The sequence below is a fragment of the Zestomonas ipomoeae genome, from assembly GCF_057128665.1.
Map to the genome: position 1 here is coordinate 85,206 of NZ_JBSKHQ010000009.1, position 25,533 is coordinate 110,738.

Here is a 25,533-nt window from a genome sequence, read left to right on the forward strand (position 1 = left end):
TTAGCGAGGCCTTCAGATGAGTGACAAACCCGATCTCGAACTGGCCCTGGTCCAGACCACCCTGGCCTGGCACGACCCGGCCGCCAACCGCACGCATTTCGAGCCCTTGCTCGAACAGGCGCGCGGCGCCGACCTGATCGTGCTACCGGAGATGTTCAGCACCGGCTTCAGCATGCAGTCCGAAGAGTTGGCCGAGCCGGAGAACGGCCCGAGCACGCTCTGGCTGCGCGAGCAGGCGGCGCGGCTGGAAGCGGTGGTGACCGGCAGCCTGATCATCCGCGCCGACGATGGCAGCCACCGCAACCGCCTGCTCTGGGCGCGCCCGGACGGCAGCCTGGCCCACTACGATAAGCGTCATCTCTTTCGCATGGCCGGTGAGCACAAGCACTACGCGGCCGGCACCGAACAGGTGGTGCTGACGCTCAAGGGCTGGCGCGTGCGTCCGCTGATCTGCTACGACCTGCGCTTCCCGGTCTGGAGTCGCGACCCGCAGGGCACCGACCTGCTGCTCTACACCGCCAACTGGCCGGCCGCCCGTCGCCAGCACTGGAATCGTCTGCTGCCGGCACGGGCCATCGAGAACCTCTGCTACGTGGCCGCGGTGAACCGCATCGGCGAGGACGGCAAGGGCCACGCCTATGCGGGCGACAGCCAGGTGCTCGACTTTCAGGGCGAGCCGCTGGTAAATGCCGGCGCCGCGCAGGGCGTGCAGCGGGTTTGCTTGTCCCTGGAGGCGCTGGAGGCCTATCGCGAGCGCTTTCCGGCCCACCTGGATGCGGATGCTTTCCAGCTTCGGTGAGACTCTCTTCACGGTTTCGGCATCCCTTCGCGCGCCGAGCCCTCGGGCCTCGCCCAGCCTCGGTAAACTGCGGGCCCGCTTGTTGCGGGTGCATTGAAACGACGAGGAGAACATCGAATGGATGCGAACGCCGAAAACCCCTTCCAGCCCCCGGTTGCCGATCTGGCCGAACCGATTGCGGCGACTGGCGAGCCGCTGTACCGCCTGGCCGCCGTAGGCCTGGCGACCTTCTTCGGCAGCCCCTTGGCCGGGGCCTGGGTGCTGGCGCATAACCTGCGCCAATTTCGTCTGGACAACGCCGCCACCAATGGCTGGGTGATTGCTGTCGTCCTGCTGGCGCTGACCCTGGGCCTGGGCTGGGTGCTGCCGGAAAACGTGCCTGGCATGCCATTCACCGTCGTCCAGATCGTGGTCATGCACCTGTACGCCAAAGGCCTGCTGGCAGAGCGGCTGGACGCCCACGCGGCCCGCCAAGGGCGCTTCTATTCGAACTGGCGTGCCGTGGGTATCGCTGTGCTCTTCTCGCTGGCGCTGCTCGCCGTGTTCGTGCCGGTGATTCTGCTGATCGCCGCGTGATCGATTCGACGACAAGCAGAAACCCGCCTGGTGGCGGGTTTCTTTTTGTCGCTGCGAATCAGGCGGCTTGGGCGGCGGCCTGGCCCAGCGCCCGGTTCAACGCGCTGAACAAGGCGCGGAAGCTCGCCGTGGTCAGGTTCTCGTCGATTCCCACGCCATGCAGGGCGCGCCCGCCGTCGAGACGAATCTCGATGTAGGCGGCGGCCTTGGCGTTGGTGCCGGCGCCGATGGCGTGCTCGCTGTAATCCATGATTTCCACCGCCAGCGGCAGCGCGGCCACCAGGGCTTCCAGCGGGCCCTTGCCGATGCCGCGCCAGTGCCGCGTTTCACCGGCGTCAAGCACTTCCACGTCGACGGCGCTGGTGCCGTTCTCCTCCTGCAAACGATGGCCCTTGAGGGCAAAAGGGGTGTTGGCCTGCAGGTATTCGCGCACCAGCAGGGCGTGAATCTGCTCCGCGCTCATTTCCAGGCCGAGGCGATCGGTCTCCTTCTGCACCACCTGGCTGAACTCGATCTGCAGGCGCCGCGGCAGGCTGATGCCGTACTCCTGCTCCAGCAGGTAGGCGATGCCGCCTTTGCCGGACTGGCTGTTGACGCGGATCACCGCTTCGTAGCTGCGACCGATGTCGGCCGGGTCGATCGGCAGGTAGGGTACTTCCCAGGGCGCATCGGGCCGTTGTTGGGCAAAGCCCTTGCGGATGGCGTCCTGGTGCGAACCGGAGAAGGCGGTGTGCACCAGGTCGCCGACATAGGGATGGCGCGGGTGTACCGGCAGTTGGTTGCAGTCCTCGACCACCTTGCGCACCGCATCGATGTCGGAGAAGTCCAGTCGGGGGTCGATGCCTTGGGTATAGAGGTTCAGCGCCAGGGTCACCAGGTCGACGTTGCCGGTGCGCTCGCCGTTGCCGAACAGGCAGCCTTCGACGCGGTCAGCACCGGCCAGCAGGCCCAGCTCGCTGGCCGCTACCCCGGTGCCGCGATCGTTGTGGGTATGCAGGCTGACGATCACCGAGTCGCGGCGGCTGATGTGGCGGCAGAACCATTCGATCTGGTCGGCGTAGACGTTCGGCGTCGCCACTTCCACGGTGGCCGGCAGGTTAAGGATCACCTTGTGCGCCGGCGTCGGTTGCCAGACATCGAGCACCGCATCGCAGACCTGCACGGCGAAGTCCAGTTCGGTGGCGCTGAAGGTTTCCGGCGAGTACTGGAAGGTCCACTGGGTATCCGGTTGCTCGGCGGCCAGCTCGACGAACAGCCTGGCGGCGTTCACCGCGATATCGATGACACCCTGCTTGTCTTGGTTGAAGACGATCTTGCGAAACGACGGCGAGGTGGCGTTGTACAGGTGCACGATGGCCTTCTTCGCGCCGCGCAGGGACTCGAAGGTGCGGCGGATCAGATCCTCGCGGGCCTGGGTCAGCACCTGGATGGTCACGTCATCGGGAATGTGGCCGTTCTCGATCAGGTTGCGCACGAAGTCGAAATCGGTCTGCGACGCGGAGGGAAAGGCCACCTCGATCTCCTTCAGGCCGACCTTCACCAGCGTGTCGAAGAAGCGCTGCTTCTTCGCCGCATCCATCGGCTCGATCAGCGACTGGTTGCCGTCGCGCAGATCGGAACTGGCCCAGGTCGGCGCCTTGTCGATCACGCGGGACGGCCATTGGCGATCCGGCAGATCGATGCGCGGGAAGGCGCGGTATTTCTTCGACGGGTGTTTCAACATGCTCATGGGGTAATCCTTGAATGCTTGGCCATGCTGGCCGGGCCAACGGGTGCGCGGAGGAAGGGGCTAGCCACGCAGTCGCGGGCTGACCAGGCGCAGGCAGATGTGTTGGCGCAGCAGGATGAGGGTGTGTGGGCTGTTCATGCTGTAAACCCTAAGAAGCTTGGTGTTTACTTGCAAGTATGTTTTTTAAAATGGCAGGAATAGCTAAATAAAAAGCTTGTGCGAGATTTTATTTCTCGCTGCGCGCTAAAGCGCAAGGCCGATTGCGTGAGCGGGAGGTGGGTTTTCCGCCCTCAGGAAGGGCTGTCGTTGCTTGGCCTCATTGCCATGCCGAGGCAGCGGCGTTGTTGAGTGCAGCGTGCCGGCAGGCAGGTCAGGGTTCGAAGGCGCCGATGAAGATCGCCGGGTCGACCCGTGCGTCGTTGAGGCTGACGTTCCAGTGCAGGTGCGGCCCGGTGGCGCGCCCGGTGCTGCCGACCTTGCCGAGCACACCGCCGCGGGGCAATTCGTCGCCGACCTTCACCGACACCTGCGACAGGTGGCAGAACATGCTGATCAACCCCTGGCCGTGGTCGACGAACACCGTGCGACCGTTGAAGAAGTAGTCACCAACGAGGATCACCTGGCCCGCTGCCGGGCTTTTCACCGCCGTCCCGGCGCTCGCCGCGAAGTCCAGCCCGGAATGCGGGTTGCGCTCCTGGTCATTGAAGAATCGGCGCAGGCCGAAGGGGCTGGAGAGCGGGCCGCCAACAGGCTTGTCGAGCAGCAGGTTGCTCGGTTGGCGGGGGCTGAAGGTGCGGTAGGCGCGGTTCTGCTCGGCGAGCTCACGTTCGATACGCTTCAGGTCCTCGGGCAGCGGGTCGACCTGGCGCTGGTTCTTCAGGGTGATGCGCTGTTCCCGATAGTGCTTGCTGCGTACCTGGAACGGCAGTGAACGGCCATCGGCCAGCTGCAATTGCTCGCGCCCCGGCTTGACCGTCAGCGGAATGCCGACGATGGCGATCCAGTGCCGGCCGTCTTCCTTGATCACCAGTACCGGGCGCTCCCGGTAGCTGGCCTTGGGCGCGGCCTCCCCGTTGCCGAGGTCGACTACTGCAACCCCGCCGGGTACCGGCTTGTCCAGCAGGCGAGTGATGAAGCCCTCGGCCTGGGCGGCGAAGGGCAGGGAAAGGGACAGCAGCAGGGCCAGCGTGCGCAGCATGATGGGTTCCAGGGTGGCGGGGCGCCCATGCTCGCTCAATCGGGGCGTCGGGAAAAGCGGTAAACGCCCGCCGAGCGCCGTGGTCTGCCAAGGGGATGACCCGCAACACGCCGGGAGGCCCCATGAAGCTCTACTACTACGAACACTGCCCCTTCAGCGCCAAGGTGCGTATGGTCCTCATTCTCAAGCGGATCGACGCCGAGCAGCAGGTGTTGCTTGCCGATGACGAGCGCACCGTCACCGAGCTGATCGGCAAGCACAGCGTCCCGGTCCTGGTAAAGGACGACGGCGAGCCGCTGGCCGAGAGCCTGGAAATCGTCGACCACCTCGATCATCTGGATGGAAAGCCGCAGATCGATCAATACAGCACCGCCGAGTTGAACGACTGGATCGATGCCGTATTACCCACCGTGCAGTACCTCGGCTATCCCCGCTGGACGCGCATAGGCCTGGCCGAATTCGCCACGCCCGCGGCCTACGAGCACTTCCGCAAGAAGAAGGCCACCACCATCGGCGACTTTGCCGAAGCGGTGGCCAATACCCCGGCCAAGGTCGGCGAGATCGATGAGCGGCTGCGGCGCCTGCCGGCGCTGGTGGATCTGGATGCCGGGCGCGAACGGCTGCGCCTGGACGACATCAACCTGTTTCCGGTGCTGCGCTGTCTGAGTGTGGTCAGGGACCTGGAGTGGCCTGCGCCGGTGCGGGCCTACGCCGATGGCATCGCGAAGCGATGCCATCTGGACACTTTCTTCGATCGCGCGCTATAGGCACTGGGCGAAAGATCCCGCGCCCGGCGCAGGCCGTATGCCCATCCATCGCGTGTAGAGGCTGGCCTGGGCGCTTACAGCAAGGGCAGGGTAGTCGGCGTCAGGTGGTTGTCTTCCACCCGCACTTCCAGTTCGCCCTCGCCGAGCTTGGCGCGCAGGCGCTGGCCTGGCTGGGTCTGGCTGGCGGCGCGAATCGCCTGGCCGCGTTGGTCGAGCAGAATGGCGTAGCCGCGACCGAGCGTGGCCAGCGGACTCACGGCGTTCAGCGTCTGCGCCAGGGCCTGCAGTTGCTGGCGGCGATCCTTGAGGGTTTCGCCCATGGCCCGTGGCAGGCGCGCGCTGAGGTGGTCGAGGCGCTCGCGCAGCAGCTTCAGGCCGCGTCCCGGGTGCTGAGTGGCCAGGCGGGTTGCCAGCTGTGCCAGCAGTTCCCGTTGCGCGCAGAGCTTGCGGTCGAGGGCGCGGGCCAGGCGCTGCTCCAGGTCGTCGATACGCTGCGCCTGCTGCAACAGGCGCTCGCCCGGATGGCGCAGCCGGCGTTGCAGCGCTTCCAGGCGCAACGCTTCGCGACGCAGGCGCTCTTGCATGCGCAGCAGCAGGCTGCGGCGCAGTCCGTCGAGGCGCAGTTGCAGGTCGCCGCTGTGGGGCGCCAGCAGCTCGGCGGCGGCGGAGGGCGTCGGTGCACGCACGTCGGCGACGAAGTCGGCAATCGACACATCGGTCTCATGGCCGACGGCGCTGACGATGGGAGTCACGCAGGCGTCCACAGCCCGTGCCACCGCTTCTTCATTGAAGCACCAGAGGTCTTCCAGCGAACCGCCGCCTCGGGCCAGGATCAGTGCATCGAAGCCCTGGGCGTCGGCCAGTTGCAGCGCTCGTACGATCTGCGCGGTCGCCTCGCGGCCCTGCACGGCGGTGGGGATCAGGGTCAGCTCGACCTGCGGCGCGCGGCGGCGGAACACGCTGATGATGTCGCGAATCACCGCGCCGGTGGGCGAGCTGACGATGCCGATGCGACGTGGGTGGGCAGGCAGCGCAGCCTTGCGTTCGACAGCGAACAGCCCCTCGGCGCCAAGCTTTTCCTTGAGCGCCTCGAAGGCCAGGCGCAAGGCGCCGTCACCGGCCGGTTCGAGGCTGTCGAGGATCAGCTGGTAGTCGCCGCGTCCCTCGAACAGCGAGACCTTGCCGCGCACCCGCACCGCCAGGCCGTCGCGTAGCGCCTGGCGTACGCGCAGGGCGTTCTGCCGGAACAGCGCGCAACGCACCTGGGCGTTGCTGTCTTTCAGGGTGAAGTAGATGTGGCCGGACGCCGGCTTGGCGAGATTGGAGATCTCGCCCTCGACCCAGACCTGGGCGAATACGTCCTCCAGCAGCACGCGGGCGCGGCCGTTGAGCTGGCTGACGGTGAGAACCTCGCGATCAAGACCGAGGCGTTCGAAGGGATCTTTGCGCATGGCGGCGATGATAAGGCAAAAGCCGCAGTCCATGGCGTTGTTGACTCATCGGTCAGAACGAGGCAGGTTGGCCGATGGCCTGAAGTCCGCATTGAGCGAAGGGCCCTGGCTGGGTATAATGGCGCGCTTCCAATTTTCCCGTCTGGGAGCCCCCGCCATGCTGCGTATCAGTCAAGAAGCCCTGACCTTCGACGACGTTCTTCTTATTCCTGGTTATTCCGAAGTCCTGCCCAAGGACGTCAGCCTCAAGACTCGCCTGACCCGTGGCATCGAGCTGAACATCCCGCTGCTGTCCGCCGCGATGGATACCGTCACTGAAGCGCGCCTGGCCATTGCCATGGCCCAGGAAGGCGGCATTGGCATCATTCACAAGAACATGACCATCGAGCAGCAGGCTGCCGAGGTGCGCAAGGTCAAGAAATTCGAGGCCGGCGTGGTCAAGGACCCGATCACCATCGATGCCGATGCCTCGGTCGGCGACCTGTTCGAGTTGACCCGGCAGAACAACATTTCCGGCGTGCCGGTACTGTCCAACGGCGACCTGGTGGGCATCGTCACCTCGCGGGACGTGCGCTTCGAGAACCGCATGGATGCCAAGGTGCGCGAGGTGATGACCCCGAAGGAGCGCCTGGTCACCGTGCAGGAAGGCGCCGACAAGGAAACCGTGCGCGAGCTGCTGCACCGGCACCGCATCGAGAAGGTGCTGATCGTCGACCCTGCCTTCAACCTCAAGGGCATGATGACCGTCAAGGACATCGAGAAGGCCAAGGCCTATCCGCTGGCCAGCAAGGACGACCAGGGCCGCCTGCGGGTCGGCGCGGCGGTCGGCACCGGCGCCGATACCGGTGACCGCGTGGCGGCGCTGGTGCATGCCGGCGTCGACGTGATCATCGTCGACACCGCCCACGGCCACTCCAAGGGCGTGATCGACCGCGTGCGCTGGGTCAAGCAGAACTTCCCCGAGGTACAGGTCATCGGCGGCAACATCGCCACCGGCGACGCTGCCAAGGCGCTGGTCGAGGCTGGCGCCGATGCCGTCAAGGTCGGTATCGGTCCGGGCTCCATCTGCACTACGCGCATCGTCGCCGGCGTCGGCGTACCGCAGATTTCCGCCGTGGCCAACGTCGCGGCCGCATTGGCCGGTACCGGCGTTCCGCTGATCGCCGATGGCGGCATCCGCTTCTCCGGCGACCTGTCCAAGGCCATCGTCGCCGGTGCCTCCGCCGTGATGATCGGTTCCATGCTGGCCGGTACCGAAGAGGCGCCGGGCGAGGTCGAGTTGTTCCAGGGCCGTTCCTACAAGGCTTACCGCGGTATGGGTTCGCTGGGTGCGATGGCGCAGAGCCAGGGCTCTTCCGACCGCTACTTCCAGGACTCTTCCGCCGGTGCCGAGAAACTGGTGCCCGAAGGCATCGAGGGCCGCGTGCCCTACAAGGGCGCCATGAGTGCCATCGTGCACCAGCTGATGGGCGGCCTGCGGGCGTCCATGGGCTATACCGGCTGCGCCACCGTCGACGAGATGCGCACCAAGCCGCAGTTCGTGCGCATCACCGGCGCCGGCATGGCCGAGTCCCATGTGCACGATGTGCAGATCACCAAGGAAGCGCCCAACTATCGTGTTGGTTGATTCCGGGTTGTAAATCCATCACGGGGCTGTTTCTTCAGCCCCGTGTCGTTTGTGAATTCCGCTACGAGAGACGGCCATGGCCCACCATGATATTCACGCCCACCGAGTCCTGATCCTCGACTTCGGCTCGCAATACACCCAGTTGATCGCCCGCCGCGTGCGCGAGATCGGCGTGTACTGCGAACTGCACCCGTTCGACATGAGCAACGAGGATATCCGCGCCTTCGCGCCGAAGGGCGTCATCCTCGCCGGCGGACCGGAATCCGTGCACGCCGCCGACAGCCCGCGCGCGCCGCAGGCGGTGTTCGATCTCGGCGTGCCGGTGCTCGGCATCTGCTACGGCATGCAGACCATGGCCGAGCAGCTCGGCGGCAAGGTCCAAGGCTCGGATGTGCGCGAGTTCGGCTATGCCCGCGTAGATGTGGTCGGCAAGGCGCGCCTGCTGGACGGCATCGAAGACCATGTGGACGACGATGGCGTATTCGGCCTCGACGTGTGGATGAGCCACGGCGACAAGGTCACCGAGATTCCCGAAGGCTTCCATATCCTCGCCAGCACGCCGAGCTGCCCGATTGCCGCCATGGCCGACGACAAGCGCGGCTACTACGGTGTGCAGTTCCACCCGGAGGTGACCCATACCAAGCAGGGCGGACGCATCCTCTCGCGCTTCCTGCTGGACATCTGCCGCTGCGAGGCGCTGTGGACGCCGTCCAACATCGTCGAAGACGCCATCGCCCAGGTGCGTGCCCAGGTCGGCAGCGCCAACGTGCTGCTCGGCCTGTCCGGCGGCGTCGACTCCTCGGTGGTTGCGGCGCTGCTGCACAAGGCCATCGGCGATCAACTGACCTGCGTGTTCGTCGACAACGGCCTGCTGCGCCTGCACGAGGGCGACCAGGTGATGGCCATGTTCGCCGAGAACATGGGCGTCAAGGTGATCCGCGCCGATGCCGAGGCGCAGTTCCTGGCCAACCTCGAAGGCGAGGCGGACCCGGAGAGGAAGCGCAAGATCATCGGTCGCACCTTCATCGACGTGTTCGATGCCCAGGCCTCCAAGCTGGAGAACATCAAGTTTCTCGCCCAGGGCACCATCTATCCCGACGTGATCGAGTCGGCCGGCGCCAAGACCGGCAAGGCCCATGTGATCAAGTCCCACCACAACGTCGGCGGCCTGCCGGAGGAAATGAACCTCAAGCTGGTCGAGCCGTTGCGCGAGCTGTTCAAGGACGAGGTGCGCAAGATCGGCCTGGAACTGGGCCTGCCCTACGACATGGTCTATCGCCACCCGTTCCCGGGCCCTGGCCTGGGCGTGCGCATCCTCGGCGAAGTGAAGAAGGAATATGCCGACCTGCTGCGCCGTGCCGACGACATCTTCATCAGCGAGTTGCGCAAGGCCGACTGGTACCACAAGGTCAGCCAGGCCTTCGTGGTGTTCCAGCCGGTGAAATCGGTCGGTGTGGTCGGTGACGGCCGCCGCTATGCCTGGGTTGTCGCCCTGCGCGCGGTGGAAACCATCGACTTCATGACCGCGCGCTGGGCGCACCTGCCCTACGAGCTGCTGGAGACCGTGTCGAACCGCATCATCAACGAGATCGAGGGTATCTCCCGCGTCACCTACGACGTATCGAGCAAGCCGCCGGCGACCATCGAGTGGGAATGAGATAACGCTTCAGTCGAGGCCGCCATCTTGGCGGCCTCGTGCTATTCGCTTCGCACTTCGCTGCGATTGCGGCCGGCGGCCTTGGCCCGATACAGCGCCTGGTCGGCGGCGTGCAGCAGGTGCTCCGCGCGGCTGTCGGCGCCGGGGATCTGGCCGGCGACGCCCAGGCTGAGGGTCACCCGTTCGGCGGTCGGCGATGCCGCATGTTCCAGGTTGAGGGCTTCCACGGCCTGGCGTATGGCCTCGGCGAGGGCGTGGGCGGCGATCACGGTGGTGTCTGGCAGGATGATGACGAATTCCTCGCCGCCGTAGCGGGCCACCAGATCGCTCGGTCGCTGCGCCTTGGACTGCAGCAGGGCGGCGACCCGGCGCAGGCAGTGGTCGCCGGCCTGGTGGCCATAGTGGTCGTTATAGGCCTTGAAGTGGTCGATGTCGGCCATGATCAGGCTGAGCGGTACGCCGCGCCGCTGTGCGCGCTTCCATTCCAGCGCCAGGGTGTGTTCGAAGCAGCGGCGGTTGGCGATCTGGGTCAGCGGGTCCTGCTGGGTCAGCAGTTGCAGGGCCTCGTTGGCGCTGCGCAGGTTGCGTTCGGCCTGCTGGCGGTCACTGATTTCCCGTTGCAGGGCGCGATTGATCAGCTCCATTTCCTGGCTCAGACATTGCGCTTCCTCGCGAGCGCGACGCAGGTGGTTTATCACCCGCGCAAGCAGGGCGCACAGCAGGATCAGGATGCCCAGGGTCGCGCCAGCCATCTTCAGCAGCAGCGGGCGGGTGTTGTTGGTCACCGCGGTGTCCAGCGGCTGGTCGATTTCCAGGATGCCGCGCAGGTCGCCGACCTGCCAGCCGCGACGGGGCGAGTCCGGATGGTTGTTGTGACATTCGACGCAGGCCGGGCGCATGCGGTCTGCGGTGGCGTAGCGCAGTACCAGCCCCTCCGGCTGGCGTTCGATCCGGTAGAACGGCGCATCCGGCGCTTCCTGCAACGCGGCCCAGGCCTGGCGGGCGAACTCGTCGCGCAAGCCGCTCTCCCCCCGGCGCCAGGGGAACGGATAGGGGCTGTAGAGGCGGGCGCGGATTCCGGTGCTCTGGTTGCCCAGGTGCTTGCCGAGCAGCATGGTCATGGTCGCCGGCAGCGGAATGGCGTCGGGATTTTGCTCATAGTCGTGGGTGACTGCCATGCCATAGTGGCGGGCCCGTGCCACCACTTCCGAGGTGTAGAGGCTGCGGAACTCGGTGAGAGTGGCGGTGTGCTGCTGGGCGTTGCGCAGCGCCGCGACCTGCATCTGCTGGTTGAACAATACCAGCAGGTAGCCGCTGAGCCCGCTCATGCACAGCAACAACACCAGGCTCATGCCGAGCACGGCATGGGTCTGGAACAGGGTGAGGGCGTGATTGAGCCAACGATAGGACGGCATCGTCCGGCGACCTCGAACGAGGCATGGTCGCTTCAGTATAGAAGCCGGCTGCAGCGCCCGCTGATCAGCCGTGGTCTCGGCGGGCTGCCAGCAGCGACCGACTGGGTTATACTCGCCGGCTTTTCAGAAAGTTTCGCTTGCGAGTACCGTCTGCCCATGGAAATCAACCCGATCCTCAACAGCATCAAGGACCTGTCCGAACGCTCCCAGACCATTCGGGGGTATCTTTGACTACGATCACAAGCGTGATCGCCTGATCGAAGTCAACCGCGAACTGGAAGACCCGAGCGTCTGGAACAATCCGGAGTACGCCCAGAACCTCGGCCGCGAGCGCGCCCAGTTGGCGCAGATCGTCGAAACCCTGGACGAGCTGAACAGCGGCCTGGCCGACTCCCGCGACCTGCTGGACATGGCTGCCGAAGAGAACGACGAGGGCGCGGTGAACGACGTCGCCGTCGAAGTCGAGCGTCTGCGGGGCATTCTCGAGCAGTTGGAATTCCGCCGCATGTTCAGCGGCGAGATGGACGCCAACAACGCCTACCTCGACATCCAGGCCGGCTCCGGCGGCACCGAGGCCCAGGACTGGGCCAACATGCTGCTGCGCATGTACCTGCGCTGGGCCGACAAGCGCGGCTTCGACACAGAGATCGTCGAACTCTCCGAAGGCGAGGTCGCCGGTATCAAGAGCGCCACCGTGCACATCAAGGGCGAATACGCCTTCGGTTGGCTGCGCACCGAGATTGGCGTGCACCGCCTGGTGCGCAAGAGCCCGTTCGACTCCGGCAACCGCCGCCATACCTCGTTCTCCGCGGTGTTCGCCTCGCCGGAGATCGACGACAACGTCGACATCGAGATCAATCCGGCCGACCTGCGCATCGATACTTATCGCTCCTCCGGCGCTGGTGGCCAGCACGTCAACACCACCGACTCGGCGGTGCGCATCACCCACGTGCCCACCAACACCGTGGTGCAGTGCCAGAACCAGCGCTCCCAGCACGCCAACAAGGACACCGCGATGAAGATGCTGCGGGCCAAGTTGTACGAACTGGAAATGATGAAGCGCAACGCCGCCGCCCAAGCGCTGGAGGACACCAAGTCGGATATCGGTTGGGGCCACCAGATCCGTTCCTACGTGCTCGACCAGTCGCGCATCAAGGACTTGCGTACGGGCATCGAGAACAGCAACTGCGATGCGGTGCTCGACGGCGACCTCGACGAGTTCATCGAAGCGAGCCTGAAGCAGGGGCTCTGACCCACATCGGTCGCGACGGGCCGCTCGCGACCTCATTCACCACGCAACAAGCGTTAGGCAAAAGACCACCATGAGCGAACAACCGCTGAACGAGCATGCACTGCAAGAGGAAGAAAACAGCCTGATCGCCCTGCGCAAGGAAAAACTTGCCGCCGAGCGGGCCAAGGGCAATGCCTTCCCCAACGACTTCCGCCGCGACAGCCTGTGCGGCGACCTGCAGAAGACCTATGCCGAGAAGAGCAAGGACGAGCTGGAGGCTGCAGGCATCAAGGTCAAGGTGGCAGGGCGCATCATGCTCAACCGTGGCGCGTTCATGGTGATCCAGGACACCAGCGGGCGCCTGCAGGTCTACGTCGACCGCAAGACGCTGCCGACCGAGACCCTGGAGGCCATCAAGCACTGGGACCTGGGTGACATCATCGCCGCCGAGGGCACCCTGGCCCGCTCCGGCAAGGGCGACCTGTACGTCTACATGACCGATGTGCGCCTGCTGACCAAGTCCCTGCGCCCGTTGCCGGACAAGTTCCACGGCCTGACCGACACCGAGCAGCGCTACCGCCAGCGCTACGTCGACCTGATCATGAACGAGGAAGTCCGCGAGACCTTCCGTGTGCGTTCGCAGGTAATCGCGCACATCCGTCGCTTCCTCGCCGAGCGCGGTTTCCTCGAGGTGGAAACGCCGATGCTGCAGACCATTCCCGGTGGCGCCGCGGCCAAGCCGTTCGAGACCCACCACAATGCGCTGGACATGCCGATGTTCCTGCGCATTGCGCCGGAGCTGTACCTCAAGCGCCTGGTGGTCGGCGGCTTCGAGAAGGTCTTCGAGATCAACCGCAACTTCCGCAACGAAGGCGTTTCGACCCGGCACAACCCCGAGTTCACCATGCTCGAGTTCTACCAGGCCTACGCCGACTACGAAGACAACATGGACCTCACCGAGGCGTTGTTCCGCGAGCTGGCCCAGGCGGTACTCGGCACCACCGACGTTCCCTACGGCGACAAGGTGTTCCGCTTCGGCGAGCCGTTCGCCCGCTTGTCGGTATTCGATTCCATCCTCAAGTACAACCCGGACATCAGCGCTGCCGACCTCAACGATATCGACAAGGCCCGCGAGATCGCCAAGAAGGCCGGCGCCAAGGTGCTCGGCTTCGAGGGCTTGGGCAAGCTGCAGGTAATGATTTTCGAAGAGCTGGTCGAGCACAAGCTGGAGCAGCCGCATTTCATCACCCGTTACCCGTTCGAGGTGTCCCCGCTGGCCCGGCGCAGCGACGACGACCCGAGCGTGACCGACCGCTTCGAGCTGTTCATCGGCGGCCGCGAGATCGCCAACGCCTATTCCGAGCTGAACGACGCGGAAGACCAGGCCGAGCGCTTCCTTCAGCAGGTGGCCGACAAGGATGCCGGCGATGACGAGGCCATGCACTTCGATGCCGACTTCGTGCGCGCCCTGGAATACGGCATGCCGCCGACCGCGGGGGAGGGCATCGGCATCGATCGCCTGGTGATGTTGCTGACCAACTCGCCGTCGATTCGCGACGTGATCCTGTTCCCGCATATGCGTCCGGAACTCTGAGCCAGCCAAAGCCGCCTCCGGGCGGCTTTTTCATGGCTGGCTGGCGCGCGCTCTTGGGCAAGTGGCCAGTACGCGACGGCGGGCGTCCAAGCAGTTCTGCCGCCGGTAACGCCGCGTCTAGGTCGCATTGCGCGAGGGTCTAAAACACCCAACAATGCGTTGAGTTCCACCACGCTCGAAGGAAGTCCTGTCGTGAATAGTTCGTCAGCCAGAGATGGTGCCGCCCAAGTGGCCAGCGCCGTCGCCGATAGTGTCCAGTACCAGGGTCGCAAGGCTAGCCGTCAAGGCAGCGAGCAACGCCGCCAGGCGATCCTCGACGCGGCGCTGCGCATCATCGTGCGCGAAGGCGTGCGCGCGGTGCGCCACCGCGCGGTGGCCGCCGAGGCCCAGGTGCCGCTGTCGGCGACCACCTACTACTTCAAGGACATCGACGACCTGATCACCGACACCTTCGCCCTGTTCGTCGAGCGCAGCGCGGCCTACATGGCGCATTTCTGGGACAGCACCGAGGGACTGCTGCTGGAGCAGGTGGGCAAGCTGGACGGCAGCGTCCAGGCGCGTCGCACCCTGGCCGACGAAATCGCCCGGCTGGCGGTGGAGTACGTGCGTAACCAGCTCTTGACTCGCCGCGACGAGCTGATGGCCGAGCGCGCCTTCCACCAGGAGGCCTTGCTCAACCCGTGCCTGCACGACCTGGTGCGGGCCCACCGGCGCATTCTTTTGCAGGGTGTCACCCATTTCTTCCAGGTGCTCGGTTCGCAGCAGCCCGAGCAGGATGCCAAGGTATTGACGGGTATCATCGAGCGGATGGAATATCAGGGTCTGCTCGATGGCGTCGAACACTTGGATAAAGAGGACATGTTGGCCAATCTCAAGCGTTATATGCACCTGGTGCTTGGCCTGTGAAAGTTCTACTGGCGAACCCCGCTCCGGCGGGGTTTGTCATATCAGGCCCGGGACCCCGGTATCGGATGCCTGGATGAGCATACATCGAGCACAACCCTGCCGCGAAAGCCTCACAAGGAGAGCGAAATGAAAGCCTGGCGTCTACTGGTCGCCTTGTCCTTCCTGCTGCTTGGCGGATGCCTGGTCAGCTTCAAGGATCCCATTCCGGCCAACGAGGCGGCCCCGATTCCCTTGCTGGGCGAGTGGACGCGCAAGAACGAATGGGGCGAGCAGCTCTACCTCGATATCAGTCGCGCTGGCACCAACGTCTACAAGGCCATGGCCTACGTCGAAGATCCCGACAACCTGGCCAGCGTCGAGGAGTACAGCTTCACGGTTGCCCATCACGGACGCCGCTGGTACCTGTCGGCCGGGCTGCCGCAGACCCTCGGCGGCAATTTCGCCATCGCCGGCTTCGAACTCACCGCCGACAACGAGCTGGTGATCTATAACCTGGATGTCGACCGCATTCTCCAGGAACTGGAGCAGGGCGAGCTGAAAGGCGAACTGGTGGAAACGACCCAGGGCGACGGTGCTCTGATCACCAGTCCGCTGGAGCAGGTATTCTCCTACCTGGACGATCCGGCCAACTCCGATGTCTTCATCGAGGTGGCGCGCTACGAACGGGCTGGTTTATGAGGAGCCGATGAGCAATCGCAAGAATCTGGACGAGTATCAGCAGACCATTCGCCTGCTCTCCGAGCGTATCGTCGAGGCGCAGACGCCGATCCGCGTGCTCGATGCGGTGAAATGGGACGAGAGCATTCGCCAGGGCTTCTTCGCCGCCAAGGGCAAGAAGCTGCCCGCCATCGACCGGGCCTATTACGAGAACCGTCCGCTGGCCTTCGATTCCAGCGCGAAGAAGCAGGAATTCCAGAACATCGAGCGGGACGTGACCCGCCAGCTCGGCCAATTCAACCCGGTCGGGCAGATCATGCGGCGCATGTGCAAGGAGTACCGCATGGTCATCCGCATGCTCGAGGCCCGCGGCACCGGCGATTTCGGGCTGATTTCCCAGGACCTCTACGGGGCCGCCTCCGACGCCTTCCATGCCGGCGACCCGACACTGGCCGATCTCGGGCTGATGCTGTCCGATTACCTGAACAACATTGCCAACCGCGGCGATCTCAAGGATGAACCCAAGACCCTCACCGCCAAGGAGGTGGTGGAGATGCTGCAGACCCGCCTGAACAAGGTATTCGGCGAGGGCGAGGGCACCATTCGCGTATTCGAGTCCGATGGCATCGTCGCCGACGCCGCGGCGGGCGCCGACTACATCAAGATCCGCACCGACGCGCTGTTCAACGAGCGTGACGTGCGCGCGCTGGAAGTGCACGAGGGGCTGGTGCATGTGGGCACCACGCTGAATGGCCTGAACCAGCCGGTCTGCACCTTCCTTTCCAAGGGACCGCCGTCGTCCACCGTGACCCAGGAAGGCTTGGCCATTCTCATGGAGGTCATCGCCTTCGCCTCTTACCCGAGCCGTCTGCGCAAGCTGACCAATCGCACCCGTGCCATCCACATGGCCGAGGAGGGGGCGGACTTCCTCGATATCTACCAGTTTTTCCGTTCCGAGGAATACAGCGAGGAAGACAGCTACGGCAACGCCAGCCGGGTATTCCGCGGTTCGACGCCGGACGGCCTGCCGTTCAGCAAGGACCTGTCCTACCTGAAGGGCTTCATCCTTATCTACAACTACATCCAGCTGGCCGTGCGCAAGGGCAAGCTGGAGCAGATACCACTGCTGTTCTGCGGCAAGGCCACCCTGGAGGACATGCGCACCCTGCGCCAGCTGGTGGACGAGGGCCTGGTGGTGCCGCCGAAGTACCTGCCGCCACAGTTCAGCGACCTGAATGCGCTGTCGGCCTGGATGTGTTTCTCCAACTTCCTCAACCATCTGAGCCTGGATCGCATCGAGGCGGACTACGCGAATATTCTCTAGCCGGCGGGCAGCGACGCGGTAAGCGCCGAGCGATCCGCGTAGACTGCCGGCTTCCTTTCCGCAGGCCTTTCGCAATTTGTGAGCCCCATGACCGAACGCAATCCCATTCCCTTGATTCTCACCGGAGTCGCCAGCATCGTCGGCACCGTCCTGGCGCTCTGGCACTACGGCTACCTGCACATCGCCAAGCCCGAAGATGCCCTGTTGCTCTCCGAGTTCACCATGCTCAAGACGGTGCCGGGCGAAGACTACAAGGTCTCCCTCAAGCCTGCAGCACAGGTGGCGCAGTGCATCGACGGCGTGCTGGTGCTGTTCGATACCGAGCAGAAGGGGCTCACTGGCGTGCTGGTGGACAACCGCAAACAGGCAGTGCGCTGCATGGGCCAGGAAACCCCGGCGGCGCCGTGAAGATCGAGGTCTGGCAGGGTGATATCACCCGTCTGGCGCTGGATGCCATCGTCAATGCGGCCAATTCCAGCCTGCTCGGCGGTGGCGGCGTGGACGGCGCGATCCACCGCGCCGCCGGACCGGAGCTGGCGCAGTACTGCCGCACGCTCGGCGGCTGCAAGACCGGTGAAGCCAAGCTGAGTCCTGGTTTTGGCCTGCCCGCCCGCTATGTCATCCACACCGTCGGGCCGGTTTGGCGCGGCGGCGGACATGGGGAGGCCGAGCTGCTGGCCGCCTGTTACCGCAACAGTCTGGCGCTTGCCGAACAGCATTGCTGCGCTCGCATCGCCTTCCCGGCGATCAGTTGCGGCATCTATGGTTACCCGCCGGAGCAGGCGGCTGCAGTGGCGGTCGATGCGTTGCGCAGCCTGCGCCCCGACAGCAGTTTGCAAAGCGTCGTGCTGGTGGCGTTCTCGGCGGAGATGGACGCGTGGTATCGACGTTCATTGAGTCAAGCCGGATAAAAGAAGCCCGAGCCGGGAGTGGCTCGGGCGTGCCGCTATTGCTCCACCTGGCCCTAGATCAGTAGGCCATCGAGGTACGTGGAGCGACTTCCTCGCCGTCCCTGGAAATGGTGACTTCCACCCGGCGATTCATGGCGCGGCCGGACGGCGAGTCGTTGCTGGCCACCGGATAGTTCTCGCCATAGCCCTGGGTGACGATGCGCTCGGGCTCGACGCCCATCTTGATCAGCGCCATGCGCACGGCGTCGGCACGCTGCCGGGACAGTTGCTGGTTGTAGCTGTCGGAGCCGGTGCTGTCGGTATAGCCCTCGACGATGACCTGGCGCTCCGGATGCTCCTGGAGAAATTCGGCCAGGGTCTGAACGCCTCTCACGCCATTGGGCTTGAGCTGGGCACTATCCAGGTTGAACAGCACGTCGCCGAACGTCACCAAGGTACCGCGCTTGGTCTGCTTGGCCTGCAGCTCCTGCTGCAGTTGGCGGATTTCCTGCTCGCGGGCCTGCAGGCGTGCCTCGGCACGCTTGGTCGAGGCGTTTTTCAGTTCCCTTTCCGCAGTGCGCAGCTGGATGGTCTGCTCGGCAACCTCTACGCCACGATTGGCCAGGTAGGAGAGGTGATCGACCCGCTCCTCGTCGGCGTCGTCGAGATAGGCCTTCTCCGCTTTATCGAGCAATTCTCCGGCCTTCTTGGTTTCCAGGGCAGCCATCTGCGTGGCACGGGGGTCGCTTTGCAGGGCGGAATAGTTGCTGCGGGCCCGTTCCAGGGATTGGTTCGGTTGGCTGGCACAGGCGACCAGACCCAGGCTCAGCAGTATTAGGGCAGGGGTTTTCAATGGAATCTGCATGGCTCTCATCCTTTCGTCATCAGTGGGGCGAAATAGCGCGTACTGCGCTGCTCACTGGGTGCTGGTCTTGCGCATGCTTTCTTCGCGCAAGTCCTGAATGCCCTGTTCGGCCTCCTTCACCGCCAGTTGCGCCTTGGCGGCCAGGGCCTTCTGCTCGGCGAGGCGGGCATCCCACTCGGCCTTCTCGGCCAGTCGCTTGGCTTTTTCGTATTCCTCCTTCTGCAAGGCCAGTTCGGCCTGCTGCAGGTTGTCGCGGGCGGATTTCATCGCCACCGCGGCATATTGAGTGGCACCTGCGCTCTCGGCATCCTGGACCAGGGTCTGGGTGACGGCCATCTGTTCGCTCGGCGGGTTGCCAGCGCAGCCGGCGAGCAGAAAGGCGCTGCTCAGGACCAGGGCTACGGCTTTCAAATAACGGGTCGGGACCTGCGAAAACGGAGCACGTTTCATCGGGTTCACCTCCAGTGACTCAGCTCGTTGGACTTCATCCAATGGGGTTGACGATCGATGCAACCGCAGCGGTAGAGCCTGCGGCCACCTATTTTTGTGACGTTGGCCAGCTTCAATTGTTCAGAAAAATTAGGTACTGGCGTGCCAGCGCTGCGTTGGCTAGGCGTGCGAACGCCTCACCCGGGCAGGCGATGCCCAGGTGGAGAGGCGGTCCGGGAGGGGAGTTTCAGTGGTTGGACGCGGTGTGCCGAGCGCTCAGTTCATGCAGATACTTGCGTGACAACGCGAGGAAACGCGGAGTGGGGCCGATGTCTTCATACAGTGGGTCGCCTTGCTCGTCGGTGGCGACCACCTGGCTGCCCTTGACGTAGGGCAGGCTGCCCTCCAGCTCCTCCAGCGCCGCGCCGATCAGCTCCCCGAGCAGCTCTTCGACGTTGCGCTTGGGGTACATCTCGGCCAGCGCCGCCAGTCGCGCGGCTGATTCAACGTCCAGATGAATGCTGTAGCTGCTGGCGGTCAGCCGGCCCTTGGCATTCTGTTCCCAATGGCGAATAAGTTCGCGAATCTTCATGTCACACCTCATCTGCCCATTTTGTGAGCGGCTGTTGAGCATCCTGGCTTCGGCAAGTCTTTTTGAGGCCCGCTGATAACAGCCTAGCGCGCCCATGACGACCTGGCGGCCGTTCGTCGCGCCCTTGTAAGAAGTCGGCGCGCTGGGCACTCTTAGCTGTGAACCTGGGACTCCAGGAATGGTTCAGAGCAGGGGAGGGACAACCATGGCGGAGATCGACGCACGTCTGCGCGAACATGTGCATCAGCTCGGCGAGTTGCTTGGCGATTGCATTCGCGAGCAGCGCGGCGAGGCATTTCTCGACAAGATCGAGCGCATTCGCAAAGGCGCCAAGACCGGCCGACGCGGCTCCTCGGAGGGGGCGCAGCAACTCACCGAAACCCTCGACGGGCTGGTCGACGACGAGCTGCTGCCGGTGGCCAGGGCCTTCAACCAGTTCCTCAACCTGGCCAACATCGCCGAGCAGTACCACCGCATCCGCCGCCGCGCTCCCGACGAGGCGGAGCCGTTCGAAGCGCGGGTGCTGCCTGAACTGCTCAATCGCCTGAAGAGCGCCGGCCATGGCGCCGACGCCCTGGCTCGCCAGCTCGGGCGGCTGGATATCGAACTGGTGCTGACCGCCCATCCGACCGAGGTCGCGCGGCGCACGCTGATCCAGAAATACGATGCGATTGCCGCCCAACTGGCGGCCCAGGACCACAGCGACCTGAGTGCTGCCGAGCAGGAGCGTATTCGCCAGCGCTTGCAGCGGTTGATCGCCGAGGCCTGGCATACCGAGGAAATCCGTCGCACCCGGCCGACGCCGGTGGACGAGGCCAAGTGGGGCTTCGCGGTCATCGAGCATTCGCTATGGCAGGCGGTACCGAATTTCCTGCGGGGCGTCGATGCCGCGCTGCATGAGGCGACCGGCCTGCGCCTGCCGCTGGAAGCCGCGCCGGTGCGGTTCGCTTCCTGGATGGGGGGTGATCGCGACGGCAATCCCAACGTCACCGCGGCAGTCACCCGCGAGGTGCTGCTGCTGGCGCGCTGGATGGCCGCCGACCTGTATCTGCGCGATGTCGACCAGCTGGCTTCCGAGCTGTCGATGCAGGACGCCAGCCCAGAGCTGCGGATGCGGGTCGGCGACAGCGCCGAACCTTACCGCGCGCTGCTCAAGCAACTGCGCGAGCGCCTGCGCGCCACCCGCACCTGGGCCGAGGCCGCGTTGCATGACGACTTGCCGCCGCCTGCTGCCGTGCTGCAGCACAACAGCGAGCTGTGCGGACCGCTGGAACTGTGCTTCCAGTCGTTGCATGCCTGTGGCATGGGCGTGATCGCCAACGGCGCGCTGCTCGATTGCCTGCGCCGCGCGGCCACCTTCGGGCTGTTCCTGGTGCGTCTCGATGTGCGCCAGGATGCCGCCCGGCATGCCGCCGCGCTCAGCGAGATCACCGACTACCTCGGGCTCGGCCGCTATGCCGAGTGGGACGAGGAGGCCCGCGTCGCTTTCCTGCTGCGGGAGCTGGACAATCGCCGACCGCTGCTGCCGAGCCACTGCAAGCCTTCGGCGGAAACCGCCGAAGTGCTGGCCACCTGCCGCGAGGTCGCGGCTGCACCGGCGGCCTCGCTGGGCTCCTACGTGATTTCCATGGCCGGTGCGCCTTCCGACGTACTGGCGGTGCAGTTGCTGCTCAAGGAGTGCGGCCTGCAGCGGCCGATGCGCGTGGTGCCGCTGTTCGAAACCCTGGCGGACCTGGACAACGCCGGGCCGGCGATCGATCGGCTGCTCGGCCTGCCGGGCTACCGTGCCCGCCTGCACGGCCCGCAGGAGGTGATGATCGGCTATTCCGACTCGGCCAAGGACGCCGGCACCACCGCCGCCGCCTGGGCGCAGTACCGCGCCCAGGAAGCCTTGGTGGAAACCTGTCGCAACCATGGCGTCGAGCTACTTCTATTTCACGGTCGTGGCGGTACCGTCGGCCGCGGCGGCGGCCCGGCCCACGCGGCGATTCTCTCGCAGCCCCCGGGTTCGGTGGCCGGGCGTTTCCGCACCACCGAGCAGGGCGAGATGATCCGCTTCAAGTTCGGCCTGCCAGGCATTGCCGAACAGAACCTCAACCTTTACCTGGCGGCCGTCCTGGAAGCCACCCTGTTGCCGCCGCCGGCCCCCGAACCGGCCTGGCGCGCGCTGATGGATCGCCTGGCCAGCGATGGCGTGGCGGCTTATCGCGCGGTGGTGCGCGAGCATCCGCAGTTCGTCGCCTACTTCCGCCAGGCCACGCCGGAGCAGGAACTCGGTCGCCTGCCGCTGGGCAGCCGTCCCGCCAAGCGTCGCGAGGGCGGGGTGGAGAGCCTGCGGGCGATTCCCTGGATCTTCGCCTGGACCCAGACCCGGCTGATGCTGCCGGCCTGGCTCGGATGGGAAACGGCGCTGGCCAATGCCTTGCAGCGGGGCGAAGGAGAGCTGCTGTCCCGCATGCGCGAGCAGTGGCCATTCTTCCGCACGCGCATCGACATGCTGGAAATGGTCCTGACCAAGGCCGACGAAAGCATTGCCCGGCTCTATGACGAACGTCTGGTCGAGCCGGCATTGCGTCCGCTGGGCGAGCATCTGCGCGACCTATTGTCGCAGGCGATCCAGGCCGTGCTGGGCCTGACCGGACAGTCGCAGCTTTTCAGCCATAGCCCGGAGATCCTCGAGTCGATCAGTGTGCGCAACGCCTACCTGGACCCGCTGCACCTGCTGCAAGTCGAACTCCTGGCCCGTTCCAGGCAGCGCGAAAGCCAGATGGACAGCCCTCTCGAACAGGCTTTACTGGTGAGCGTGGCGGGTATCGCGGCGGGCTTGCGCAATACCGGTTGAGGCGGGTTTTTCTCAGACTTTCGGTGGCTTGTGCGCTACCGGTGCGCTGTGTATCGTGGTCACCCTTTCGGTCGGGCCCGGTGGCCCGCCCCCTGTAGGCCGCACAGCGCCGCCGACAACCGAATTCCGAGATGAGCCCCATGAGGCGAATCCAACGATTTTCTAGTCATTTTTGAGGAGCACATCGATGCGCGTGATTCTGCTGGGGGCGCCCGGAGCCGGCAAAGGAACTCAGGCCCGCTTCATCACCGAGAAATTCGGCATTCCGCAAATCTCCACCGGCGACATGCTGCGCGCGGCCGTCAAGGCCGGCACCGAGTTGGGCCTCAAGGCCAAGAGCGTCATGGATAGCGGTGGCCTGGTGTCCGACGACCTGATCATCAACCTGGTCAAGGAGCGCATCGCCCAGCCCGACTGTGCCAAGGGTTTTCTGTTCGACGGTTTCCCGCGCACCATTCCCCAGGCTGAAGCCCTGCGCGATGCCGGCGTCGAGATCGACAACGTGGTGGAAATCGCCGTGGACGACGAAGAGATCGTTGGCCGTCTTTCCGGCCGCCGGGTGCATCCGGGCTCGGGGCGCGTCTACCATACCGAGCACAATCCGCCGAAAGTCGCCGGCAAGGACGATGTGACCGGTGAGGAGCTGATCCAGCGCGACGACGACAAGGAAGAAACCGTGCGTCATCGCCTGTCGGTCTATCACTCGCAGACCAAGCCGCTGGTGGACTTCTACCAGAAGCTGGCCGCCGAGGCGGGCAAGCCGAAATACAGCAGCATCGCCGGCGTCGGCTCGGTGGAAGAGATCACCGGCAAGGTGCTGGCTGCACTGAGCTGACCCGCGCTCGACGAAACAACGGCCCGCCTGCGGGCCGTTGTTGTTTCTGCCCGGCCAACCGGGCGTGTCTGCGCGTATAATGCCCGCCCTTTGTTCCGGATCGTGCCCGATGACCACACTGCTGGCCCTGGATACCGCCACCGAAGCCTGCTCCGTTGCCTTGCTGCATGAGGGGCGGGTACTCAGCCACTACGAGGTGATCCCGCGGCTGCATGCCCAGCGTTTGCTGCCCATGGTGCGGGACCTGCTGGCCGACGCCGGGGTTGCCCTGTCTGCGGTGGATGCCATCGCCTTCGGCCGCGGTCCGGGCGCCTTCACCGGCGTGCGCATTGCCATCGGCGTCGTGCAAGGGCTGGCGTTCGCGCTGGATCGTCCGGTGCTGCCGGTATCGAGCCTGGCGGTACTGGCCCAGCGGGCCTACCGTGAGCAGGCGGTGCAGCAGGTGGCGTCGGCCATCGACGCGCGCATGGACGAGGTCTACTGGGGCTGCTACGCCCTTGAGCAGGGCGAGATGCGCCTTCTCGGCAGCGAGGCCGTGTTGCCGCCGGAGCAGGTAAGCCTGCCTCGCGGTGCCGGCGGCGAGTGGTTCGGCGCCGGCACGGGCTGGGGCTACGGAGCGCGTCTTGCGGTTGCGGTGAGCCGCCAGGACGCCAGCCTGCTGCCCCATGCCGAAGATCTGCTCGCCCTGGCCAATTTTGCCTGGACGCGCGGCGAAGGCGTGCCGGCCGACCAGGCACAGCCGGTCTACCTGCGCGACAAGGTGGCAACGCCGAAAGCCCCGATCTGAAGCCCCGATAGACCGCCTTGATGGCAGGGATAACCTTCCGTCCACTAATTGACGTCAGAGGCGGTGGCACAATTGCCAAGCCCATGGGCCGCCGCTAGAGTTTCCGACACCAACCCTGGATTTTGCCCCGCCGATGCGCATCGATGGATTCGCTTCCTCCCTTCCGCTGGACCGCAGCCCCCGCCCGGGCACTGCGGTAACGCCCTATCGCGAGGTCCAGCGCGAGGCTGAGCAGCGCCGCGACCAGCCGGCCACCCCGTCCAGCACGCAGGGATTCGAACAGGCACCGCAACTGCGCAGGGTGCAAGCCGGCAACGCCAGCAGCGAAACCCGTGGCGACCGCTTGCCGGTGCGCGCCCAGGATTTCACCGAACAGCGTGCCCTGAGCAAGCAGGTGGCCCAGGCCCTGGCCAGCTACAGCAGCACTGCGAGTTTCGCCGGCGAGGCGGACGCTTCGGAAGTGCTCGGCCTCGATCTCTACGCCTAGTGAGTTTGCCCTACTACCTCGGTTGTCCCTCCTGGAACGAACCGGCTTGGCGCGCTGCCCTCTACCCGCCCGACGCCCGTAGCGGCGACTTCCTGCCGCTGTATAGCCAAGTGCTGAATGCGGTCGAGGGCAACACCACCTTCTACGCTCGACCGTCTGCACAGACCGTGCAGCGCTGGGCCGAGCTGATGCCGGGGTCATTCCGTTTCTGCGCCAAGTTGCCGCGTGATATCAGTCATGAAGGCGACCTGCGCGAGCAACTGCCTGCCGTCGAGTCCTTCCGGCAACTGCTCGCGCCCCTGGGGGCCAGGGTTTCGCCCTACTGGCTGCAGTTACCGGCCAGCTTCGGCCCGCCGCGCCTGGCGGAGTTGGCGGCGTTCCTGCAGTCGGTGTCGATGCCGATTGCCGTGGAGGTGCGGAACCCGGCCTTCTTCGCCAAGGGCGACGAAGAGCGTGCCCTGAATCGTCTGCTGCGGGACCTGGGCGTCGAGCGCATCTGCCTCGATTCACGCGCGCTGTTCAGTTGCCGGTCCGACGACCCGGCGGTGTGCCATGCGCAATCGAAGAAGCCGCGCTTGCCGCCTCGTCCTGCGGCGTTCACTCGGCATCCGCAACTACGGTTCATCGGTCATCCCGAACTGGCGGCCAACGATGCGTTCATGGCGCCCTGGCTGGACAAGGTGGCGACCTGGATCGAGGAGGGGCTGCAGCCCTATGCATTCCTGCACACGCCGGACAATCACCTGGCTCCTCAATTGGCACAGCGCTTTCATGCGCAACTGAGCGAGCGCTTGCCCGGCTTGCCGCCTCTGCCGACGGCGAAACTGGTGGGAAGCGAGCAACTCGGGTTGCTCTAGGCGCCGGGTAGTGGATCG

General features: G+C 65.2%; 24 protein-coding genes. 17 read left to right on the forward strand and 7 right to left on the reverse strand.

The window, feature by feature from the left end; all coding sequences use genetic code 11:
* Positions 1-16: 16 nt before the first annotated feature.
* Positions 17-799 (forward strand): amidohydrolase, encoded by a 783-nt coding sequence (locus tag ACWKV7_RS11985; protein ID WP_483857898.1) that lies wholly within the window; start codon positions 17-19, stop codon positions 797-799.
* Positions 800-916: 117 nt separating this feature from the next.
* Complete coding sequence (locus ACWKV7_RS11990; protein WP_483857899.1) at positions 917-1,375, forward strand: hypothetical protein; 459 nt, start codon at positions 917-919, stop codon at positions 1,373-1,375.
* A gap of 58 nt (positions 1,376-1,433) precedes the next feature.
* Here the strand turns inward: ACWKV7_RS11990 and leuA are convergent, their stop codons facing one another.
* Together leuA and ACWKV7_RS12000 are read right to left on the reverse strand one after the other, a co-directional pair.
* Positions 1,434-3,104, reverse strand: a complete 1,671-nt coding sequence (leuA, locus tag ACWKV7_RS11995; protein ID WP_483857900.1) for a 2-isopropylmalate synthase — start codon at positions 3,102-3,104, stop codon at positions 1,434-1,436.
* 370 nt (positions 3,105-3,474) lie between these two features.
* Complete coding sequence (locus ACWKV7_RS12000; protein ID WP_483857901.1) at positions 3,475-4,302, reverse strand: peptidoglycan DD-metalloendopeptidase family protein; 828 nt, start codon at positions 4,300-4,302, stop codon at positions 3,475-3,477.
* 122 nt (positions 4,303-4,424) lie between these two features.
* On the opposite strand from ACWKV7_RS12000, the gene grxB reads away from it, so the two are divergent.
* Entirely contained in the window at positions 4,425-5,069 is a 645-nt protein-coding gene (gene grxB / locus ACWKV7_RS12005) for a glutaredoxin 2 (protein WP_483857902.1), read from the forward strand.
* Between the two features lie 74 nt (positions 5,070-5,143).
* Here the strand turns inward: grxB and xseA are convergent, their stop codons facing one another.
* Positions 5,144-6,520, reverse strand: coding sequence for an exodeoxyribonuclease VII large subunit (gene xseA, locus ACWKV7_RS12010; protein ID WP_483857903.1), 1,377 nt, complete (start codon positions 6,518-6,520; stop codon positions 5,144-5,146).
* Between the two features lie 157 nt (positions 6,521-6,677).
* On the opposite strand from xseA, the gene guaB reads away from it, so the two are divergent.
* Both guaB and guaA read left to right on the forward strand, forming a co-directional pair.
* Positions 6,678-8,147: an IMP dehydrogenase gene (gene guaB, locus ACWKV7_RS12015; protein WP_483857904.1), complete on the forward strand. Its 1,470-nt coding sequence runs from the start codon at positions 6,678-6,680 to the stop codon at positions 8,145-8,147.
* 76 nt (positions 8,148-8,223) lie between these two features.
* A complete protein-coding gene (gene guaA, locus ACWKV7_RS12020; protein ID WP_483857905.1) occupies positions 8,224-9,804 on the forward strand; it encodes a glutamine-hydrolyzing GMP synthase in 1,581 nt (526 codons plus the stop codon).
* Between the two features lie 41 nt (positions 9,805-9,845).
* On the opposite strand, the gene ACWKV7_RS12025 is transcribed toward guaA, so the two are convergent.
* Positions 9,846-11,219, reverse strand: coding sequence for a GGDEF domain-containing protein (locus ACWKV7_RS12025; RefSeq protein WP_483857906.1), 1,374 nt, complete (start codon positions 11,217-11,219; stop codon positions 9,846-9,848).
* Between the two features lie 156 nt (positions 11,220-11,375).
* On the opposite strand from ACWKV7_RS12025, the gene prfB reads away from it, so the two are divergent.
* The 7 genes from prfB (at position 11,376) to ACWKV7_RS12060 (ending at position 17,842) form a co-directional block, all read left to right on the forward strand.
* A protein-coding gene (gene prfB / locus ACWKV7_RS12030) for a peptide chain release factor 2 (protein WP_483857907.1) occupies positions 11,376-12,471 on the forward strand; the annotation gives its coding sequence in 2 pieces (ribosomal slippage) (positions 11,376-11,447 and positions 11,449-12,471; 1,095 coding nt in all).
* A 70-nt stretch (positions 12,472-12,541) separates the two neighbouring features.
* The gene (gene lysS / locus ACWKV7_RS12035; protein ID WP_483857908.1) at positions 12,542-14,044 is read left to right on the forward strand and encodes a lysine--tRNA ligase; all 1,503 of its coding nucleotides are present in this window, start codon (positions 12,542-12,544) and stop codon (positions 14,042-14,044) included.
* Between the two features lie 192 nt (positions 14,045-14,236).
* Positions 14,237-14,950, forward strand: coding sequence for a TetR/AcrR family transcriptional regulator (locus ACWKV7_RS12040; RefSeq protein ID WP_483857909.1), 714 nt, complete (start codon positions 14,237-14,239; stop codon positions 14,948-14,950).
* A gap of 126 nt (positions 14,951-15,076) precedes the next feature.
* On the forward strand, positions 15,077-15,628 hold the full coding sequence (locus ACWKV7_RS12045; protein WP_483857910.1) for a hypothetical protein: 552 nt from the start codon (positions 15,077-15,079) through the stop codon (positions 15,626-15,628).
* Positions 15,629-15,635: 7 nt separating this feature from the next.
* The gene (locus tag ACWKV7_RS12050; protein ID WP_483857911.1) at positions 15,636-16,931 is read left to right on the forward strand and encodes a flavohemoglobin expression-modulating QEGLA motif protein; all 1,296 of its coding nucleotides are present in this window, start codon (positions 15,636-15,638) and stop codon (positions 16,929-16,931) included.
* Positions 16,932-17,018: 87 nt separating this feature from the next.
* Positions 17,019-17,339, forward strand: a complete 321-nt coding sequence (locus ACWKV7_RS12055; protein ID WP_483857912.1) for a PA3694 family proteiin — start codon at positions 17,019-17,021, stop codon at positions 17,337-17,339.
* Positions 17,336-17,842, forward strand: a complete 507-nt coding sequence (locus ACWKV7_RS12060) for an O-acetyl-ADP-ribose deacetylase (RefSeq protein ID WP_483857913.1) — start codon at positions 17,336-17,338, stop codon at positions 17,840-17,842. Before ACWKV7_RS12055 ends, ACWKV7_RS12060 begins: the two co-directional genes overlap by 4 nt.
* Positions 17,843-17,900: 58 nt before the next feature.
* Here ACWKV7_RS12060 and lptF read toward each other — a convergent pair whose 3' ends face one another.
* The 3 genes from lptF to ACWKV7_RS12075 all read right to left on the reverse strand — a co-directional run bounded on the left by lptF (position 17,901) and on the right by ACWKV7_RS12075 (position 19,707).
* Positions 17,901-18,686: a lipotoxin F family OmpA-related lipoprotein LptF gene (gene lptF / locus ACWKV7_RS12065; RefSeq protein WP_483857914.1), complete on the reverse strand. Its 786-nt coding sequence runs from the start codon at positions 18,684-18,686 to the stop codon at positions 17,901-17,903.
* Positions 18,687-18,737: 51 nt separating this feature from the next.
* On the reverse strand, positions 18,738-19,151 hold the full coding sequence (locus ACWKV7_RS12070; RefSeq protein ID WP_483857975.1) for a DUF4398 domain-containing protein: 414 nt from the start codon (positions 19,149-19,151) through the stop codon (positions 18,738-18,740).
* A 211-nt stretch (positions 19,152-19,362) separates the two neighbouring features.
* On the reverse strand, positions 19,363-19,707 hold the full coding sequence (locus ACWKV7_RS12075; protein ID WP_483857915.1) for a pilin assembly protein: 345 nt from the start codon (positions 19,705-19,707) through the stop codon (positions 19,363-19,365).
* A gap of 205 nt (positions 19,708-19,912) precedes the next feature.
* Here ACWKV7_RS12075 and ppc point away from each other — a divergent pair, with 205 nt between their 5' ends.
* From ppc to ACWKV7_RS12100, 5 genes are all read left to right on the forward strand, one after another.
* Complete coding sequence (ppc, locus tag ACWKV7_RS12080; RefSeq protein ID WP_483857916.1) at positions 19,913-22,549, forward strand: phosphoenolpyruvate carboxylase; 2,637 nt, start codon at positions 19,913-19,915, stop codon at positions 22,547-22,549.
* A gap of 187 nt (positions 22,550-22,736) precedes the next feature.
* The gene (gene adk, locus ACWKV7_RS12085; protein ID WP_483857917.1) at positions 22,737-23,384 is read left to right on the forward strand and encodes an adenylate kinase; all 648 of its coding nucleotides are present in this window, start codon (positions 22,737-22,739) and stop codon (positions 23,382-23,384) included.
* A 109-nt stretch (positions 23,385-23,493) separates the two neighbouring features.
* On the forward strand, positions 23,494-24,171 hold the full coding sequence (gene tsaB / locus ACWKV7_RS12090) for a tRNA (adenosine(37)-N6)-threonylcarbamoyltransferase complex dimerization subunit type 1 TsaB (protein WP_483857918.1): 678 nt from the start codon (positions 23,494-23,496) through the stop codon (positions 24,169-24,171).
* Positions 24,172-24,304: 133 nt separating this feature from the next.
* Complete coding sequence (locus ACWKV7_RS12095) at positions 24,305-24,658, forward strand: hypothetical protein (RefSeq protein ID WP_483857919.1); 354 nt, start codon at positions 24,305-24,307, stop codon at positions 24,656-24,658.
* Entirely contained in the window at positions 24,658-25,515 is an 858-nt protein-coding gene (locus ACWKV7_RS12100) for a DUF72 domain-containing protein (RefSeq protein WP_483857920.1), read from the forward strand. The genes ACWKV7_RS12095 and ACWKV7_RS12100 overlap by 1 nt, the downstream gene beginning before the upstream one ends.
* Positions 25,516-25,533 lie beyond the last annotated feature (18 nt).

Coding starts and splice junctions, on each gene's coding strand:
- ACWKV7_RS11985 (WP_483857898.1), top strand. CDS start 17: ATGAGTGACAAACCCGATCTCGAACTGGCCCTGGTCCAGACCACCCTG.
- ACWKV7_RS11990 (WP_483857899.1), top strand. CDS start 917: ATGGATGCGAACGCCGAAAACCCCTTCCAGCCCCCGGTTGCCGATCTG.
- leuA (WP_483857900.1), bottom strand. CDS start 3,104: ATGAGCATGTTGAAACACCCGTCGAAGAAATACCGCGCCTTCCCGCGC.
- ACWKV7_RS12000 (WP_483857901.1), bottom strand. CDS start 4,302: ATGCTGCGCACGCTGGCCCTGCTGCTGTCCCTTTCCCTGCCCTTCGCC.
- grxB (WP_483857902.1), top strand. CDS start 4,425: ATGAAGCTCTACTACTACGAACACTGCCCCTTCAGCGCCAAGGTGCGT.
- xseA (WP_483857903.1), bottom strand. CDS start 6,520: ATGCGCAAAGATCCCTTCGAACGCCTCGGTCTTGATCGCGAGGTTCTC.
- guaB (WP_483857904.1), top strand. CDS start 6,678: ATGCTGCGTATCAGTCAAGAAGCCCTGACCTTCGACGACGTTCTTCTT.
- guaA (WP_483857905.1), top strand. CDS start 8,224: ATGGCCCACCATGATATTCACGCCCACCGAGTCCTGATCCTCGACTTC.
- ACWKV7_RS12025 (WP_483857906.1), bottom strand. CDS start 11,219: ATGCCGTCCTATCGTTGGCTCAATCACGCCCTCACCCTGTTCCAGACC.
- lysS (WP_483857908.1), top strand. CDS start 12,542: ATGAGCGAACAACCGCTGAACGAGCATGCACTGCAAGAGGAAGAAAAC.
- ACWKV7_RS12045 (WP_483857910.1), top strand. CDS start 15,077: ATGAAAGCCTGGCGTCTACTGGTCGCCTTGTCCTTCCTGCTGCTTGGC.
- ACWKV7_RS12050 (WP_483857911.1), top strand. CDS start 15,636: ATGAGCAATCGCAAGAATCTGGACGAGTATCAGCAGACCATTCGCCTG.
- ACWKV7_RS12055 (WP_483857912.1), top strand. CDS start 17,019: ATGACCGAACGCAATCCCATTCCCTTGATTCTCACCGGAGTCGCCAGC.
- lptF (WP_483857914.1), bottom strand. CDS start 18,686: ATGCAGATTCCATTGAAAACCCCTGCCCTAATACTGCTGAGCCTGGGT.
- ACWKV7_RS12075 (WP_483857915.1), bottom strand. CDS start 19,707: ATGAAGATTCGCGAACTTATTCGCCATTGGGAACAGAATGCCAAGGGC.
- ppc (WP_483857916.1), top strand. CDS start 19,913: ATGGCGGAGATCGACGCACGTCTGCGCGAACATGTGCATCAGCTCGGC.
- adk (WP_483857917.1), top strand. CDS start 22,737: ATGCGCGTGATTCTGCTGGGGGCGCCCGGAGCCGGCAAAGGAACTCAG.
- tsaB (WP_483857918.1), top strand. CDS start 23,494: ATGACCACACTGCTGGCCCTGGATACCGCCACCGAAGCCTGCTCCGTT.
- ACWKV7_RS12095 (WP_483857919.1), top strand. CDS start 24,305: ATGCGCATCGATGGATTCGCTTCCTCCCTTCCGCTGGACCGCAGCCCC.